This window comes from Klebsiella sp. KE9456 (assembly GCF_043832615.1).
Lineage (GTDB): Bacteria > Pseudomonadota > Gammaproteobacteria > Enterobacterales > Enterobacteriaceae > Klebsiella > Klebsiella indica.
On sequence record NZ_JBDYQK010000010.1, the window covers coordinates 163947 to 179815 of the forward strand.

Consider the following 15869-nt stretch of genomic DNA (forward strand, 5'->3'; position numbering starts at 1 on the left):
AGCGTGGTGAGAGGACCTTTGCGCTACGCGTTGGAATAGCGTTCGGTTTCCGGCATCCAGCGCTCAATAAGCGCCTGAGCTTGCCGGGGATAGCGCTCGTGAATATGACGGGCGATACGCTGAACCTCCGGGATCATCGCCTGATCGCGCAGTAAATCCGCCACTTTGAATTCCGCGTTGCCGGTCTGACGGGTGCCGAGGAGCTCGCCGGGGCCGCGAATTTCCAGGTCTTTCTGGGCAATGACGAAACCGTCGTTGCTATCGCGCAGCACCTGCAGGCGCTTTTGTGCGGTTTTTGAGAGCGGCGATTTGTAGAGCAACACGCAGTGAGAGGCCATCGCTCCGCGCCCGACGCGCCCTCTGAGCTGGTGAAGCTGCGCCAGTCCCAGACGTTCCGGGTTTTCGATAATCATCAGGCTGGCGTTGGGCACGTCAACGCCGACTTCAATCACCGTGGTGGCGACCAGCAGATGCAGCGCACCTTGCTTAAACGCGCTCATTACCGCCTGTTTTTCGGCAGATTTCATACGCCCGTGTACCAGGCCGATATTCAGCTCCGGCAGAGCCAGTTTTAGCTCTTCCCAGGTGGCTTCCGCTGCCTGGGCTTCCAGCAGATCCGATTCTTCAATCAGCGTACAGACCCAGTAGGCCTGGCGGCCTTCATGGCTACAGGCGTTACGCACACGATCGATGATATCGCTGCGGCGGGTATCCGGAATCGCCACCGTAGTGACTGGCGTGCGGCCCGGCGGCAGTTCGTCGATAACGGAAGTGTCGAGATCGGCGTAGGCGGTCATCGCCAGAGTCCGTGGAATCGGGGTCGCGGTCATGATCAACTGATGAGGATGAAAACCCTGCTGTTGGCCCTTCTCCCATAACGCCAGGCGCTGGTGGACGCCAAAACGGTGCTGTTCGTCGATAATGACCAGCGCCAGGCCGTTAAACTGTACCTGTTCCTGGAAGATGGCGTGGGTACCGACAATCATCTGGACCTGGCCGCTGGCGATCGCCTCCTGTTGCGCCAGACGGGCTTTGCCTTTTTGCTTGCCCGCCAGCCAGCCGACTTCAAGGCCTAAAGGTTCGAACCAACTGCGGAAGTTATGCGCATGCTGTTCTGCCAGCAGTTCGGTCGGCGCCATTAGCGCTACCTGCTTGCCGTGGGCGATAGCGCGCAATGCGGCAAGCGCGGCGACCAGGGTTTTACCGGAACCTACATCACCCTGTACCAGACGCATCATCGGTACATCCAGCGCCATATCACGCTCGATTTCAGCCGTCACGCGCGCCTGAGCGCCAGTAGGTGTGAACGGAAGAGAGGCCAGCAGCTTATCTTTTAGCGTATTGTCAGCGCTGAGTGCGAGGGCGTGGTAGCGCTGGGCGCCCGCCCGCAACGCCAGCATGCTGAGGTTATGCGCCAGCAGTTCTTCCAGAATGAGACGCCTCTGCGCCGGATGTTTACCGCTTTCCAGTTCGCTGAGCTGTAAAGAGGGCGGCGGGCGATGCAGGGTGCGCAAGGCTTCTGGCAGGCTCATCATCCCCTGGGCCAGCTCCGGCGGCAGCAGCTCATTGATTGCGCAGGTTTCAAGTAGTTCCAGCGCCTGGTCGGTGAGCTTACGCAGGGTCGCCTGCTTGACGCCTTCTGTCGTGGGATAAACCGGGGTCAGCGTTTCCTGTAAATCGGGGGGACTCATATCGCCCTGAACCCGGTATTCCGGGTGGATCATTTCCGCCCCGTGTTTACCGCGTTTCGCTTCTCCGTAGGCCAGTACGCGGCGCCCGGTCGCCAGGCTATTTTTCATTGCCGCGCTGAAATTGAAAAAGCGTAGGGTGAGGATGCCGGAACCGTCGCTGATCTGACAGGTCATCATCCGGCGACCGCCGAAGGTGATGTTGCAGTTGAGAACTTCACCTTCGACGGTGGCGTACACGCCGGGCAACAGTTCGCTGATTTGATACAGGTGAGTACGGTCTTCATAACGCAGCGGCAGATGCAGAAGCAGATCCTGCACCGTATGCAGGCCAATTTTCGCCAGTTTGCTGCTCTGTGCCGCGCCAACGCCGGTTAGGGTATTGAGAGGGATGGCATCTAACAGGCGACCTTGCATAGTTTTATCCCGCCGCCTGCATGGTGGCCCACCAGGCGGCATCGGCTTCAACTTCCCCCTGCTCGTTGACGTGGGGGTAGGGCAGGCCTTTACGTTTCGCGACCTTTGCCAGCACCGGATAGCCGCCTTCAAACAGCAGACGCTGCTGGTCTTCTTCCGGCAGCATGCTGTTCTCGCGCTGGTACATGCCGGCATTTTGCCGCTGGCGCTGGGCTTCATACAGAATGAGCGCCGAGGCAACGGAGACGTTCAGCGACTGCACCATGCCAGTCATTGGGATAATGATGTCCTGATCCGCCAGGTCTAACGCTTCCTGAGTGATACCCGTTTTCTCCTGACCCATCAGGATGCAGGTTGGACGGGTATAGTCGATTTCACGAAAATCAACGGCTTTATCAGAGAGATGAGTTGCGAGGATTTGCATCCCCTGACTTTTTAAATGGGCGACCGCATCGCCAATAGTTCGGTGGGTTTTGACCTGTACCCAACTGTTGCTGCCAGCCGCCGCGGAGGCCATGGTGCGCATACGGCTACCCGGCCAGATGGCGTGGACTTCATGCACGCCGACGGCGTCTGCGGTACGGATCACCGCAGAGACGTTATGAGGTTTGTGGACCTGCTCCATGCAGACCGTCAGATCAGGCTGACGTCTGGCGAGCATTTCACAAATACGCGCATAACGCTGTGGGTTCATATGCTCTTATCCTTCAAATTGCGTCGGCGTTGGTTGCGGGTGACTCGATTTATCGCCTCCCCCCTTCGGGGCAGTGTAAGCGCTGTTCAAAATGCGAAAGCGTTTCGGGAGGCAAGCAAAATGATTTTGTGTATCAAGCTAGTTTCGGTTACGGGTGACTTTTATCACGTCCGGCATCACGCGGATCTTGCGCATAATATTTGCCAGATGCACGCGGTCGCGCGCGGTGAGACGAATAAAGGCGCTGTATACGCGGCCATCTTTTTCTTCCGTATTCAGACTTTGAATATTGGAAGATGCGGTGTTGATCGCCGCAGTCAGGTTAGCCAGCGCGCCCTGGTGGTTGAACATATCCACCTTAATTTCGGTGATAAACTCCTGCGCCGTCTCTTTATCCCACTCGACCGCCATAAATTTCTCCGGCTCTTTCTGATAGCCGCGAATATTACGACAGGACTCATGGTGGATAACCAGCCCTTTGCCGGGGCTGACGTGCGCAATAATGGGGTCGCCGGGAATCGGGCGGCAGCATTTGGCAAACGTCAGCAGCACGCCATCTGCGCCTTTAATCGGCAGATGGTTGTGCCCCGCAGGCGCTGGTTGTGCCGGCACGGCGGGGGTTTGCCCTTGCTGCAGATTCCTTGCGACCACGACGCTCATGGCATTGCCGAGGCCGATTTCAGCCAGCAGATCGTCAAGGGTTGCCAGCTTGATGCGCTCAAGTTCATGCTGAATATTCTCTGGCGGAATTTCAGCCAGCTTACGACTGCCGCCAAGCGCGTGGTTGAGCAAGCGGCGTCCGAGGCTGACGGAGTCTTCGCGCTTGAGGTTTTTCAATAACTGGCGAATCTTGGCGCGTGCTTTCGAGCTGACGACAAAATTCAGCCACGCCGCGTTGGGACGCGCGCCAGGCGCGGTAATAATCTCTACCGTCTGACCGCTGGAGAGCGGCTGCGACAGCGGGTATGGCTGACGATCTACCCGTGCACCGACGCAGGCATGGCCGATATCGGTATGCACCGCATAGGCGAAGTCTACCGGCGTAGCGCCAGTGGGCAGTTCAACAATGCGCCCTTCCGGAGTGAAAACGTAAATCTCATCCGGGAACAGATCGGATTTCACGCTTTCAATGAATTCAAATGAACTACCGGCGCTTTGCTGGAGCTCCAGCAGGCTCTGCATCCAGCGCTGGGCGCGGATTTGCGCGGTGGTGCTACTTTCGCCGCCGTGCTCTTTATAAGCCCAGTGCGCCGCAACCCCCATTTCCGCCATCTGGTCCATGTCCTCGGTACGAATTTGCACCTCAACCGGGACGCCGTGCGGGCCGATCATCGAAGTGTGCAAAGACTGATAGCCGTTCGCTTTCGGAATGGCGATATAGTCTTTAACGCGACCGGGACGCGGCTTGTAAAGGCTGTGCATCTGGCCCAGCACGCGGTAGCAGGTGTCAGAGTCATGCACGATTACGCGGAAGGCGTAGATATCCATGATCGAGTGAAAACGCTGCTCTTTGAGCACCATTTTGCAGTAGATAGAGTATAAATGCTTTTCGCGACCGCTCACGCGACAGGGAATCCCCGCTTCCTGCAAACGCCCTTCGATCTCAGAGAGGATTTTTTGAATCATCTCTTTGCGGTTGCCGCGCGCCGCTTTAACCACCTCTTTAATGACGCGGTAGCGGTTAGGGTACAGCGCTTCAAAGCCCAGCTCTTCGAGCTCGGTTTTGATGTGATGGATACCTAAACGGTGCGCCAGGGGGCTATAGATTTCCAGCGTTTCGCGGGCGATACGACGACGTTTATCCGGGCGCAATGAACCCAGCGTGCGCATATTGTGGGTGCGGTCAGCGAGCTTGATAAGGATGACGCGGATATCCTGCACCATCGCCATAATCATTTTGCGAAAGTTTTCAGCCTGGGCCTCTTTCTTATCGCGAAATTTCAGCTTATCAAGCTTTGACACCCCCTCAACCAGTTCAGCAACGCTTTTCCCAAAAAGCTGCTCCATGTCCTGGTAGGTGGCGGGGGTATCCTCTATCACATCGTGCAGCAGGGCGGCCATGAGCGTTTCGTGGTCGAGTTTCATTTCGGCCAGAATACAGGCTACCGCTACCGGGTGTGTGATATAGGGTTCACCGCTCGAACGTGTCTGACCCTCGTGAGCGTCACGTGCAACGAGATAAGCCTGCCGAAGACGTTTAATTTGCTCTTCCGGCAGGTAGTTTTGAATCAGCTGATTCAGGCTTTCAAACAGATACAAGGGCGACCCGCTGTGTGATTAACGACGACCTTCAGCAATAGCGGTAACGGCTTGTAATTCAGCGGCTTCCTGCTCTTGCTGTTCCTGGCGCTCACGAACGTCGAGGATCTTGTTGTTGATCAGACCTTCTTCGATTTCGCGCAGTGCGATTACGGTAGTTTTATCGTTTTCTTCCGGTACGAGCGGATCCTTTCCGCCTACCTGCATCTGACGAGCGCGACGCGCGGCGACCAGTACCAGGTCAAAACGGTTACCAATTTTCTCTACAGCGTCCTGAACAGTTACGCGTGCCATACTTAAAATGCTCCACAGGTGAAGAAATGACTGGGCATGATACTGAAAGTGGGTTCAGTCTGCCAACAGTTTGCTGATTAAAGCGCCATGTCGCAGCTTTTGGCGGCTCATGCGCAGGCGTTCGGCGCGAATAATAATTTTCAAATCGCTTAACGCGGTATCAAAATCATCATTCACTATAAGGTAATCATATTCCGCGTAATGGCTCATTTCTGCAACTGCCTGAGCCATACGTTTCGCGATAACCTCTTCGCTGTCCTGACCGCGGCCGCGCAGGCGACGGTCAAGCTCATCTTTGGACGGCGGCAAAATAAAGATGCTGCGCGCGCCAGGCATTCTGTTACGGATTTGCTGTGCGCCCTGCCAGTCGATATCAAGGAAGACATCGACGCCGGTCGCCAGTACCTGTTCGATAGCTTCGCGAGAGGTGCCGTAATAGTTGCCAAAGACTTCTGCATGTTCAAGAAAAGCGTCTCTGTCAATCATCTTTCTGAATTCGTCATGATTAACAAAGAAATAGTGTTCACCGTGCACTTCACCCGGGCGTGGCGCGCGTGTGGTATGCGAAACAGAAACCTGAGAGTCGTACAACGGTTGGGTTTTTAATAAAGCCTGAATCAGGCTGGATTTACCTGCGCCGCTAGGGGCGGAAACAATATAAAGCGTGCCTTGAGCCATGAGTGTCTTATGTATGTGGTGGTCAAAATAGAGCTTACATACGAGCCTATTATACACGCTGCCGCAGCGTGACGTAGTCCTTGTCACACTTTTTGCGTTGTTTCTTTCATTTTGCCTGCTGTTTTCCTGATTTCCAGGGGTGTTGCAGAAATAACGCAGAAAATCTGGATGTCAGTTGGTCCTGTTAAAAAATCACCCATCGCCGAGGAAAACGCAACTGCGGCACAATGCCCGACGAGAAAACAGGAGGGCATCGTGATGCAAAAAGGAATCTGGGCACTGCTGCTATGGGGGCTGGTGTGTGATGGCTACGCCGCCTGTCCTGCGTGGCCGCAGGACAGAGCGGAACGGGAAATCGAGCGCCTCAGTCAGCAAATAACAAAATGGAATAATGCCTATTGGCATCAAGGAAACAGCCCGGTAAGCGACGAGGTCTATGATCAACTGGCGGCGCGACTGGCATACTGGCAGCGCTGCTTTACCAGCAACATCCCCGCACATGATGAATTTCCTGCGTTAAAAGGCGACGTCAGGCATCCGGTGGCGCATACCGGCGTGCGCAAACTGGCGGATCAAGCCAGCGTGGCGCGCTGGATGCGCGATCGGAGTGGCTTGTGGGTACAGCCTAAGGTGGATGGTGTCGCGGTTACCCTGGTTTACCGGCAAGGTCGTTTGGCGCAGGCGATAAGCCGGGGAAATGGCCTGGCTGGTGAAGACTGGACGGCGAAAATCCTGCAGATCCCTTCCGTACCCAAGTCTGTGGATGCTGAACTTGCCAACAGCGTGCTGCAGGGTGAACTGTTCCTGCTGCGAGAGGGGCATGTGCAAAAACAGATGGGAGGCATGAACGCGCGGGCAAAAGTTGCTGGCATGATGATGCGCCAGGCAACTGCTGTGGATCTCGATAAGCTGGGCGTATTTATTTGGGCATGGCCCGATGGCCCGGCGAATATGAACCAGCGACTGGCATTACTGCAGCAGAATGGCTTTATTCATAGCGCGCATTTTTCACATTCCGTCGCTCATGTACAGCAGGTTGCGCAGTGGCGTCAACGTTGGTTCAGCTCGCCGCTGCCTTTTGTGACCGATGGCGTTGTGGTGCGACGGGAACGAGAGTCCGCCGGGCGCTTCTGGGGGCCGGGGCAGGGCGACTGGGTTATTGCCTGGAAATATCCGCCAGCTTCACGGGTTATGGAAGTTCACGGTATCAGCTTTAGTATCGGGCGCAGCGGTAAGATCGCGGTGGTCGCGCACCTTGAGCCGCAGCAACTGGACGATAAGCGCGTGCGGCGAGTGAGCGTCGGCTCGCTCTCCCGCTGGCAAAATCTGGATATCGGCATTGGCGATCAGCTACAAATTAGCCTCGCCGGACAAGGCATACCGCGTATCGATTCCGTTGTCTGGCGCACGGCGCTGCGCAATAAGCCGCGGCCTCCTGAGGCGCGTTTTAATTCGTTAAGCTGTTATTTCGCCACGCCTGAATGTGCGGAACAGTTTCTCTCACGGTTGGCGTGGCTTTCATCCCGGGCGGCTCTTGATATTGAGGGCGCGGGAGAGACGCTATGGCGGACAGTACACGATGCCCGGCACATGGATCACATCTTTTCATGGCTGGCGTTTACCCCGGAGCACCTGCAAACCATACCGGGAATATCAGCGCAGCGCGGGCTTAGGCTGTGGCATCAGTTTAATCTCACGCGTAAACAACCCTTTCTGCGCTGGGTGCAGGCAATGGGTGTTCCTGTTCCGCAGAGCGCATTTTCAGGATTGAGGAAAGACGACTGGCAGCGGTTACTGGAAAAAGATGAAGAGCAGTGGCGGCGTTTGCCTGGTGTTGGCGCGGAGCGGGCGCGACAGCTGGTGACATTTTTACATAGCCCGAATATTGCCGTGCTGGCAAAGTGGCTCAGCGAGCAACGAATTTCTGGGTTCTGAAACAATTGATGTGCGCTGTGATTGTAATGAAAAATAGGCCACTCCAAAGGCTTGCGCAGTACCCGGGTGGGTAATAAATCCGGGCAATATCACGTAATGCTTGTCAGTTAAGGGCTGTCAGTTGCGTTTATGGCTGGCTGAGCGGTTCCGTTAATCGGTGGTTCTGGCGAGCATGACGCATTTTTCGTTTTCACCCATTCAGATTCCGTGGTCTGTTCCGTTCACGATAAATACGCGGATATTCGTTATATCCACAGCGTGTGAACGGGCAGGGGGACGTTTCGCCCATCCCCCTGCACCCCCGGCATGGCGCTGAAAACCTGCCGCTGCGCGGTCTGCTCCACTCCGGCTTCATCTGGCGGACCGGGCGGGACTCGACGCTACTCGTCCCATCCCTGGGACTCGCCCTTCCAGGGCCAGCGCAAGCGCTGTTCAAAATTGCTCCCGGCAATTTTGTCCCTGTCTCGACCCGCCCTCTGGCCGCCGTCCTGGCGGCCAGTTCTGGATGTGCGCCTGCGTTCTCGCCAGGTTTCCTTGATGCGCCCAACCCCCATGCGGTGAGTCCGTTATTCGTCAGTGGCTTTTCAGAGGCTGAAAATCATAAAAAAAGTTATATCCTTTATATTTCAGCCCGTATCAGCTCAGTAAGCGAATCAACCGAATTAGATTTTCGTTTAAACCACCAATAATGCGATTGCCGCTGACAAATAAAACAAAAGACAACACCGATGATTTGCTTAAGTGAGCGGCATTGGGGCAATATCACGGCAGTATTATCGACCCTTTGATAGCATTATACGTCGTTGAGATCGCCTCCTCAGTTCCAGGCACGTTTAAGAACATTCAGTTCCCGCTCTCGCATGGTCAAACTTCTCCTTTCCCGCTACAGTTAATTTTCCACGGTACAAAAGGAGAGGACCATGCTCTATATCTTTGATTTAGGTAATGTGATTGTCGATATTGACTTTAACCGCGTGCTCGGGACATGGAGTGATTTAACGCGCATCCCTCTTGCGACACTGAAGCAGCATTTCACTATGGGGGAGGCGTTTCATCAGCATGAGCGCGGCGAAATCAGCGATGAAGATTTTGCCGCAAAGATGTGCCACGAAATGAATATGTCGCTGAGCTACGAGCAGTTTTCTCATGGCTGGCAGGCTGTTTTTGTTGCCCTGCGCCCGGACGTTATCACGATCATGCAAAAATTACGTGAACAGGGGCATCGGGTGGTGGTGCTGTCGAATACTAACCGTTTACATACCACTTTCTGGCCGGATGAATACCCGGAGATACGCGCTGCCGCTGACCATATCTATCTTTCGCAAGAGATGGGGATGCGTAAACCCGAAGCGCGGATCTACCAGCGTGTTCTCGAATCAGAAGGTTTCCCGGCTGAGAATGCGATCTTTTTCGACGATAACGCCGATAATATCGCGGGGGCTAATCTGTTAGGCATCACCAGTATTCTGGTGACCGGAAAGGAGACCATCCCTAACTATTTTGCCAAACAGTTATGTTAAAAACCGTTCATCAAAAAACAACGCGCAATGTGCGGCTGCTGGCAGGCTGGCTAAAGCTGTTATGGCGGCGTATTGATGAAGATAATATGACGACTCTGGCGGGCAACCTTGCCTATGTATCGTTGCTCTCCCTTGTGCCGCTTATCGCCGTGATTTTCGCGCTGTTCGCGGCATTTCCGATGTTTTCTGACGTCAGTATTCAGATTCGTCATTTTATTTTTGCCAATTTTATCCCGGCGACCGGGGATGTCATTCAGGGCTATATTGAGCAGTTTGTGGCTAACTCCCGGCGAATGACCGCCCTGGGCGCTTTCGGTCTGATCGTGACATCGTTGCTGCTGATGTATTCCATTGATAGTGCGTTGAATACGATCTGGCGCAGTACCCGAAAGCGACCAAAGACATACTCCTTTGCGGTTTACTGGATGATCCTGACTCTGGGGCCGCTACTGGCGGGGGCCAGCCTGGCGATCAGTTCTTATCTGCTGTCGTTACGGTGGGCAAGTGAACTGAATAGCTTTATTGATGATGTCCTGCGCATTTTCCCGTTGCTGTTATCCTGGGTGGCATTCTGGCTGCTCTACAGCATTGTGCCGACGACACAGGTATGCAACCGCGATGCGGTGGTTGGTTCGCTGGTCGCCGCGCTGCTCTTTGAAGCAGGCAAGAAGGCCTTTGCTTTATATATCACCGCATTCCCGTCATATCAGTTGATTTACGGCGTGATTGCCGTGGTGCCTATTTTGTTCGTCTGGGTGTACTGGACGTGGTGTATCGTCTTGCTTGGCGCTGAAATTACTGTCACTCTCGGTGAATACCGCAAACTGAAAAAAGAAGAAACAGAACAATCATGATTGCATTAATTCAACGCGTATCCCGAGCCAGCGTTACCGTGGAGGATGACGTGACGGGTGAAATTGGCCCAGGGCTTCTGGTGCTGCTGGGTGTCGAGAGCGACGATGATGAGCAAAAGGCGAACCGTCTATGCGAACGCGTACTGGGATACCGTATTTTTAGCGATGCCGAAGGCAAGATGAACCTTAACGTACGGCAGGCTGGCGGCAGCGTGCTGGTGGTCTCACAGTTTACGCTGGCGGCGGATACCGGGCGCGGAATGCGTCCCGGATTTTCTAAAGGGGCGGCGCCGGATAAAGCGGAAGCGCTGTACGAATATTTCGTTGAGCGCTGTCGCCACCAGGAAATGAATACACAGACCGGAAGATTTGCTGCCGATATGCAAGTTTCGCTGGTGAATGATGGCCCAGTGACTTTTTGGTTGCAGGTATGAGCCAGTTTTCAGTCAGGCAGCGGATAACAAAAGAGAGTACAGCTATGTATCACCTTCGTGTACCGCAAACAGAAGAAGAGTTAGAGAGCTACTATCAGTTTCGCTGGGAGATGCTGCGTAAGCCGCTGCATCAGCCGAAAGGCTCCGAGCGGGATGCCTGGGATGCGATGGCGCACCACCAGATGGTGGTCGATGAAGAGGGCAATCTGGTTGCCGTCGGGCGACTATATGTCAATGCGGAGAATGAAGCTTCCATTCGCTTTATGGCTGTGGATCCCTCGGTACAGGATAAAGGTCTGGGAACCCTGATGGCGATGACCCTGGAGTCCGTTGCCCGTCAGGAAGGCGTTAAACGCGTGACCTGTAGCGCCCGCGAAGATGCGGTGGACTTCTTTGCTAAGCTCGGTTTTGTCAATCAGGGTGAAATTACCACTCCGACCACCACCCCGATTCGCCATTTTTTGATGATCAAGCCGATTGCCTCGCTGGACGATATTTTACACCGCGGCGACTGGTGCGCTCAGCTACAACAGGCCTGGTATCAGCATATCCCGCTTAGCGAGAAAATGGGCGTGCGCATTCAGCAGTATACCGGGCAAAAATTTATCACCACCATGCCGGAATCCGGCAACCAGAACCCGCACCATACGCTGTTTGCCGGCAGCCTGTTTTCACAGGCAACGTTAACCGGCTGGGGGCTTATCTGGCTGATGCTGCGTGAGCGGCATCTCGGCGGCACAATTATTCTTGCCGATGCGCATATTCGTTATAGCCAGCCCATTAGCGGACGCCCCAGCGCCGTTGCCGATCTCGGCTCCCTGAGCGGCGATCTCGATCGTCTGGCGCGAGGGCGCAAAGCGCGCGTTCAGCTACAGGTTGAACTCTTTGGCGACGACCAGTTGGGTGCGGTTTTTGAGGGGATCTACATTGTTCTTCCCGCGAAGCCGTTCGGCTCGTATGAAGAGGGCGGGAACGAAGAAGAGTAGTTTCCCTGCGTGCTTATCTCTATTGGCCTGGTGATTTAACCCGCCAGGCGATATCCCTCATAGCGCTTCGTGCCGCCGGGCTGATTCCCCCTGACTGAAAGAAGCCATGAATCACCCCGAGATAGCGCTGACAGGTGCAGTCAACGCCCTGCTCAACCATGTGCCGATACAGCGCTTCGCCTTCATCACACAAGGGATCGTATTCCGCGGTCAGAATATGCACTGGCGGTAAGCCATTAAAGTCGTTACGCCACAGCGGGCTGGCTTCCGGATGACGGCGTTCTGTTGATGAGAGGTACATTTCATAGCCACTGAGCAGCGTATCCTCGGTGATGATGTAATCTTTACCGTTGTCGATATAGCTCTTCATGCTGGCGGTGGCATCCAGCATCGGGTAAATCAGAATCAGTTGCGCTGGCTGCCAGCTATGGGCAGCTTTAAGGCGCAGAGCGGTCACTAATGCCAGATGTCCTCCGGCGCTATCGCCAGCAAGCGTAATACGGGAAGCGTCGATTGCGAGTCGTTCTGCGTGGCGATGAATAATCAGCGTTCCCTTTTCCGCATCGTCATGCGCGGCAGGGAAAGTCTGCTCTGGCGCTAGCCGGTATTGCATGGCGATAACCCGACAGCCGCTATGGTATGCTAACTGGCGGAGCTGATTGTCATGAGTGGCGAAACCGCCGCTGATAAAGCAGCCGCCGTGGAAATAGATAACGGCAGGGAGAGCGCCAGAAGCGTTAAGGGGAGAGACAACGCGAAATGCCATGCCCTCAAGCTCGATATCTTCTACCTGAACGCGCTTTTCCTGTTCTCCAGCCAGTACCGTACTGGCGATATAGCCGCGTCTACGGTCATCAATATTCTGTTCGCGCGATGAGGGGCGGCCTGCATCGATAAATTCCTGAACCAGTTCTGCAATGCCTTTTTCAAGCGCCATTTGTTATTCTCTTTCCTGTTTGGATATACAGTATTTTGGCCTGGTTTTTAATAAAAGAAAACGGCAGATTTCAGTCAAGGGATGCAATGCGATGCTAAAGAGTTTACTGGAATACCAGACGTGATGACGTCTTACTTATTTGTAAGCCGGGCAGCAAGCGCCGCCCGGCATAACGTCAGCAACTACTCCCCTTCTCCCGGGAACAGGAATGGGTTGATGGAGCTGCGGGCAAAACCCTCTTGTTCCATACGCGCGTCCAGCACCAGAGATGCCAGGTCATCGGCGACGGCGTCAACGTTTGGATCTTTTTCCTGATAGAGAATTTTCAGGTAAGTCCCACAGTCGCCACAGCTTTCGGCTTTAATCGCCGCTTGCTCGTTATCCAGCGACCAGTAGTGCAGATCCCGGGTCTGTTCGCAGTTGCTGCATTTCACGCGTACCACGTGCCACTCGGTTTCACACAGGTTACAGTGGAGATAACGCAGACCCTGGGTGGTGCCAATTTGTACCACGCTGGAGACCGGCATAGAACCGCATACCGGACAGAACTGACGCTGCTCACCATATTCCGCGCGGGCTTTTCCAGGGATCAGGCTGGCCATCTGCGCCCAGTAGAGCGACAGCGCGGCCCAGATGAACGGTGCTTTATCGCTGCTGACCGACGTGAAATCAGACGCAAACAGCGCGCTTGCCATCAGTTCCAGCTCCTGCTCCGAGGCCTTCTCCAGATTCTCGATAACCGCCAGCGCCGGGCCGCTCATTTCAGGCTTCAGCTCGGCAATCAGCGAATGCAGCAGCTTATGCCAGTGCTTATCACGAGGCAGAATGTGGATATCGAGCGGCGGTTTACCCTGCGCGTTCGCTTCTTTGATGCGCGTAGTCAGATCCATCTCCAGCGGGTGGTCGTACAGCACCACTTCCTGCGCATGGGCGATCAGCGCGGCAAAGCGCAGGTAATCGCCCAGCGGGTTATTTTCAGCCAGTTCGCGCAGGCGTGTGGCGCGACGGTGATATAAATTTTTTAGCCGGGGGAATAATAGCGGCGGGATCATATCCGTCGCGCGTTTTTCGCTCTGTTCCAGCTCGTCTTGCGGGATGATACGAATGCTCATTGAGTCACTTCCTGGTTGGGCAGGCTATCCCCTGGTTTTTCAGGCTGCGCCAGCGTTGGTTGCGCGCGTTTGCCGTTTTGATGCGACCAGAAATCCATGAGGTATAAAGTGGCCTGCTCTGTAATTTGGCGGGCATCATGTCGTCCGCTCTGTGAATATCGCTAATGATAACCGTAATTGACCTACGGGATATACCTATGGCATCGCAATGTGTACGTTACGATACCCGATGTTGATACCGCAGACTATGCGCCGTGCAGCTGTGGATAGCTCGTCGTGGACTCAAGCGGTGCAATAGCTAAGCTGCATGTCTGCTCTGTTTGCGACGCAATACCGATTTTCGCGCGAGGGCGAACCCACGCAGTCCGGGGATTCACGATATGTCTTTTTAGTAAAAGTATCTATTCGATGCTCATATGACCAGAATCCCGGTTGGTTCGCTGTCTGTATAAAGCGGTATCCGCTAAAAAAATGGCGTCGATGCACGACGCCATTTTCGCGAGCCACAACATACTTGCGCTAATGGTTAGCGCTTATCCTGCTTTTCGCTAACCTCACGGTACCAGCGCGGGTGATGCTTCTTCGCCCATGTCTTCGTGACCCAGCCTTCCACCATCGCGGTAATCGTGCCTTTTACCCACAGCGCGGCGTAAATATGCACCATGATAACCACAATTAGCGCCACGGCGGAAAACGAATGCAGCAGCAGCGCAAAGCGGATCACCGGAATGGAGAACGCTGGCGCAAAGTACGGACGCCAGATAATCACCCCGCTTACCAGCAGCAGCACCAGGAGGATAATCGCCGCCCAGAACACGCATTTCTGGCCGAAGTTATAGCGCCCGGTGTCGCCCACTTCCTCATTAACGACGATCTTGCGAATATTCTTCGCCCAGAAGATATCGTCCCGGTTGATCAGGTTGTGATGCCAGTAACGGAAGAACATGATGATGAACGAAGCAAACATGATTACGCCGACAAACGGGTGCAGAATGCGCGCCAGCTGTGGGGTACCCATGATTTGCATCAGCCAGTTGAAGGACGGGAAGAAGAAGCCCAGCCCGCTCACCGCCGCCAGCACGAAGCAGAAGGCGGTGACCCAGTGGTTGATTCGCTCTGGCGCCGTATAGCGCACGATGGTGTCACGTCTTTTCATTTGCGCACCTCGTCATTCTCTTCATGCAGGTTGTCTTCTTCCTCTTCTGCACGGTTCGGGCCGACACCGACATAGTGGAAGATGCTGGCGGCGAAGGTAGCCGCAAAGCCGACCGCCGCAAGAGGTTTCCAGATGCCTTTCCAGAACTTCACGGTGGCGCTGATTTCCGGATTTTCCGGCAGGCCGTGATACAGATTCGGCTTGTCGGCGTGGTGCAGCACGTACATCACGTGCGTACCGCCGACGCCTGCCGGATCGTACAGTCCGGCGTTGTCGTAGCCGCGGGTTTTCAGCTCGGTCACGCGCTCAGCCGCCAGGGTTTTCATATCCTCTTTGGAGCCAAAGTGGATAGCGCCGGTGGGGCAGGTTTTCACGCAGGCCGGTTCCTGTCCCACTGTTACGCGGTCGACGCACAGGGTGCATTTGTAGACGCGGTTGTCTTCCGGGTTCAGGCGCGGCACGTTAAACGGACAGCCGGCGATGCAGTAGCCGCAGCCGATGCACTGCTCGGACTGGAAGTCGACGATGCCGTTGGCATACTGAATGATCGCCCCTTCCGCCGGGCAGGCCTTCAGACAGCCCGGATCGGCGCAATGCATACAGCCATCCTTGCGGATAAGCCACTCCAGTTTGTCGTTCTGCTCTACTTCCGAGAAGCGCATCACCGTCCAGGATTTGGCGGTCAGATCGGCGGGGTTATCGTATACCCCGATGTTATGACCAACTTCATCACGGATGTCGTTCCATTCTGAACACGCCACCTGACAGGCTTTACAGCCGATACAGGTGGTGACGTCGATAAGCTTCGCCACCTCTTCCTGATACTCTCGCGCCCGCGGCGCGGGAGTGAAACCGTTAGTCGCGGAACGACGAACGATGTCTTGCGATTGATAAGCCATAGGTCG

Annotated in this window: 14 protein-coding genes; 5 read left to right on the forward strand and 9 right to left on the reverse strand. The window is 55.0% G+C overall.

Annotation, left to right across the window (positions count from 1 at the left end; translation table 11 throughout):
* Positions 1-23 precede the first annotated feature (23 nt).
* The 5 genes from recG to gmk form a co-directional block, all read right to left on the reverse strand.
* Positions 24-2105: an ATP-dependent DNA helicase RecG gene (gene recG / locus ABK821_RS12445; protein ID WP_142503192.1), complete on the reverse strand. Its 2082-nt coding sequence runs from the start codon at positions 2103-2105 to the stop codon at positions 24-26.
* Positions 2106-2109: 4 nt separating this feature from the next.
* A complete protein-coding gene (gene trmH, locus ABK821_RS12450) occupies positions 2110-2799 on the reverse strand; it encodes a tRNA (guanosine(18)-2'-O)-methyltransferase TrmH (RefSeq protein WP_138360988.1) in 690 nt (229 codons plus the stop codon).
* A 138-nt stretch (positions 2800-2937) separates the two neighbouring features.
* Entirely contained in the window at positions 2938-5058 is a 2121-nt protein-coding gene (spoT, locus tag ABK821_RS12455) for a bifunctional GTP diphosphokinase/guanosine-3',5'-bis pyrophosphate 3'-pyrophosphohydrolase (RefSeq protein ID WP_138360989.1), read from the reverse strand.
* Positions 5059-5076: 18 nt separating this feature from the next.
* Positions 5077-5352, reverse strand: coding sequence for a DNA-directed RNA polymerase subunit omega (rpoZ, locus tag ABK821_RS12460; RefSeq protein ID WP_004106927.1), 276 nt, complete (start codon positions 5350-5352; stop codon positions 5077-5079).
* A gap of 54 nt (positions 5353-5406) precedes the next feature.
* On the reverse strand, positions 5407-6030 hold the full coding sequence (gene gmk, locus ABK821_RS12465) for a guanylate kinase (RefSeq protein WP_138360990.1): 624 nt from the start codon (positions 6028-6030) through the stop codon (positions 5407-5409).
* Positions 6031-6288: 258 nt separating this feature from the next.
* On the opposite strand from gmk, the gene ligB reads away from it, so the two are divergent.
* From ligB to fabY, 5 genes are all read left to right on the forward strand, one after another.
* On the forward strand, positions 6289-7965 hold the full coding sequence (gene ligB / locus ABK821_RS12470; protein WP_138360991.1) for an NAD-dependent DNA ligase LigB: 1677 nt from the start codon (positions 6289-6291) through the stop codon (positions 7963-7965).
* 920 nt (positions 7966-8885) lie between these two features.
* Complete coding sequence (gene yihX, locus ABK821_RS12475) at positions 8886-9485, forward strand: glucose-1-phosphatase (protein WP_308561994.1); 600 nt, start codon at positions 8886-8888, stop codon at positions 9483-9485.
* Positions 9479-10339: a virulence factor BrkB family protein gene (locus ABK821_RS12480; RefSeq protein ID WP_138362809.1), complete on the forward strand. Its 861-nt coding sequence runs from the start codon at positions 9479-9481 to the stop codon at positions 10337-10339. The genes yihX and ABK821_RS12480 overlap by 7 nt, the downstream gene beginning before the upstream one ends.
* The gene (gene dtd / locus ABK821_RS12485; RefSeq protein ID WP_138362810.1) at positions 10336-10773 is read left to right on the forward strand and encodes a D-aminoacyl-tRNA deacylase; all 438 of its coding nucleotides are present in this window, start codon (positions 10336-10338) and stop codon (positions 10771-10773) included. The genes ABK821_RS12480 and dtd overlap by 4 nt, the downstream gene beginning before the upstream one ends.
* Before the next feature lie 44 nt (positions 10774-10817).
* Positions 10818-11759, forward strand: a complete 942-nt coding sequence (gene fabY, locus ABK821_RS12490) for a fatty acid biosynthesis protein FabY (protein ID WP_171034944.1) — start codon at positions 10818-10820, stop codon at positions 11757-11759.
* 19 nt (positions 11760-11778) lie between these two features.
* On the opposite strand, the gene ABK821_RS12495 is transcribed toward fabY, so the two are convergent.
* The 4 genes from ABK821_RS12495 to fdxH form a co-directional block, all read right to left on the reverse strand.
* The gene (locus ABK821_RS12495; RefSeq protein ID WP_142503189.1) at positions 11779-12696 is read right to left on the reverse strand and encodes an alpha/beta hydrolase; all 918 of its coding nucleotides are present in this window, start codon (positions 12694-12696) and stop codon (positions 11779-11781) included.
* A gap of 182 nt (positions 12697-12878) precedes the next feature.
* Positions 12879-13808, reverse strand: coding sequence for a formate dehydrogenase accessory protein FdhE (gene fdhE / locus ABK821_RS12500; protein ID WP_138362813.1), 930 nt, complete (start codon positions 13806-13808; stop codon positions 12879-12881).
* Between the two features lie 526 nt (positions 13809-14334).
* A complete protein-coding gene (gene fdoI / locus ABK821_RS12505; protein ID WP_138362814.1) occupies positions 14335-14964 on the reverse strand; it encodes a formate dehydrogenase cytochrome b556 subunit in 630 nt (209 codons plus the stop codon).
* Entirely contained in the window at positions 14961-15863 is a 903-nt protein-coding gene (fdxH, locus tag ABK821_RS12510; RefSeq protein ID WP_343178860.1) for a formate dehydrogenase subunit beta, read from the reverse strand. The genes fdoI and fdxH overlap by 4 nt, the downstream gene beginning before the upstream one ends.
* Between the last annotated feature and the right edge of the window lie 6 nt (positions 15864-15869).

Coding starts and splice junctions, on each gene's coding strand:
- yihX (WP_308561994.1), top strand. CDS start 8,886: ATGCTCTATATCTTTGATTTAGGTAATGTGATTGTCGATATTGACTTT.
- trmH (WP_138360988.1), bottom strand. CDS start 2,799: ATGAACCCACAGCGTTATGCGCGTATTTGTGAAATGCTCGCCAGACGT.
- ABK821_RS12495 (WP_142503189.1), bottom strand. CDS start 12,696: ATGGCGCTTGAAAAAGGCATTGCAGAACTGGTTCAGGAATTTATCGAT.
- recG (WP_142503192.1), bottom strand. CDS start 2,105: ATGCAAGGTCGCCTGTTAGATGCCATCCCTCTCAATACCCTAACCGGC.
- ligB (WP_138360991.1), top strand. CDS start 6,289: ATGCAAAAAGGAATCTGGGCACTGCTGCTATGGGGGCTGGTGTGTGAT.
- fdxH (WP_343178860.1), bottom strand. CDS start 15,863: ATGGCTTATCAATCGCAAGACATCGTTCGTCGTTCCGCGACTAACGGT.
- rpoZ (WP_004106927.1), bottom strand. CDS start 5,352: ATGGCACGCGTAACTGTTCAGGACGCTGTAGAGAAAATTGGTAACCGT.
- dtd (WP_138362810.1), top strand. CDS start 10,336: ATGATTGCATTAATTCAACGCGTATCCCGAGCCAGCGTTACCGTGGAG.
- fabY (WP_171034944.1), top strand. CDS start 10,818: ATGTATCACCTTCGTGTACCGCAAACAGAAGAAGAGTTAGAGAGCTAC.
- fdhE (WP_138362813.1), bottom strand. CDS start 13,808: ATGAGCATTCGTATCATCCCGCAAGACGAGCTGGAACAGAGCGAAAAA.
- ABK821_RS12480 (WP_138362809.1), top strand. CDS start 9,479: ATGTTAAAAACCGTTCATCAAAAAACAACGCGCAATGTGCGGCTGCTG.
- gmk (WP_138360990.1), bottom strand. CDS start 6,030: ATGGCTCAAGGCACGCTTTATATTGTTTCCGCCCCTAGCGGCGCAGGT.
- fdoI (WP_138362814.1), bottom strand. CDS start 14,964: ATGAAAAGACGTGACACCATCGTGCGCTATACGGCGCCAGAGCGAATC.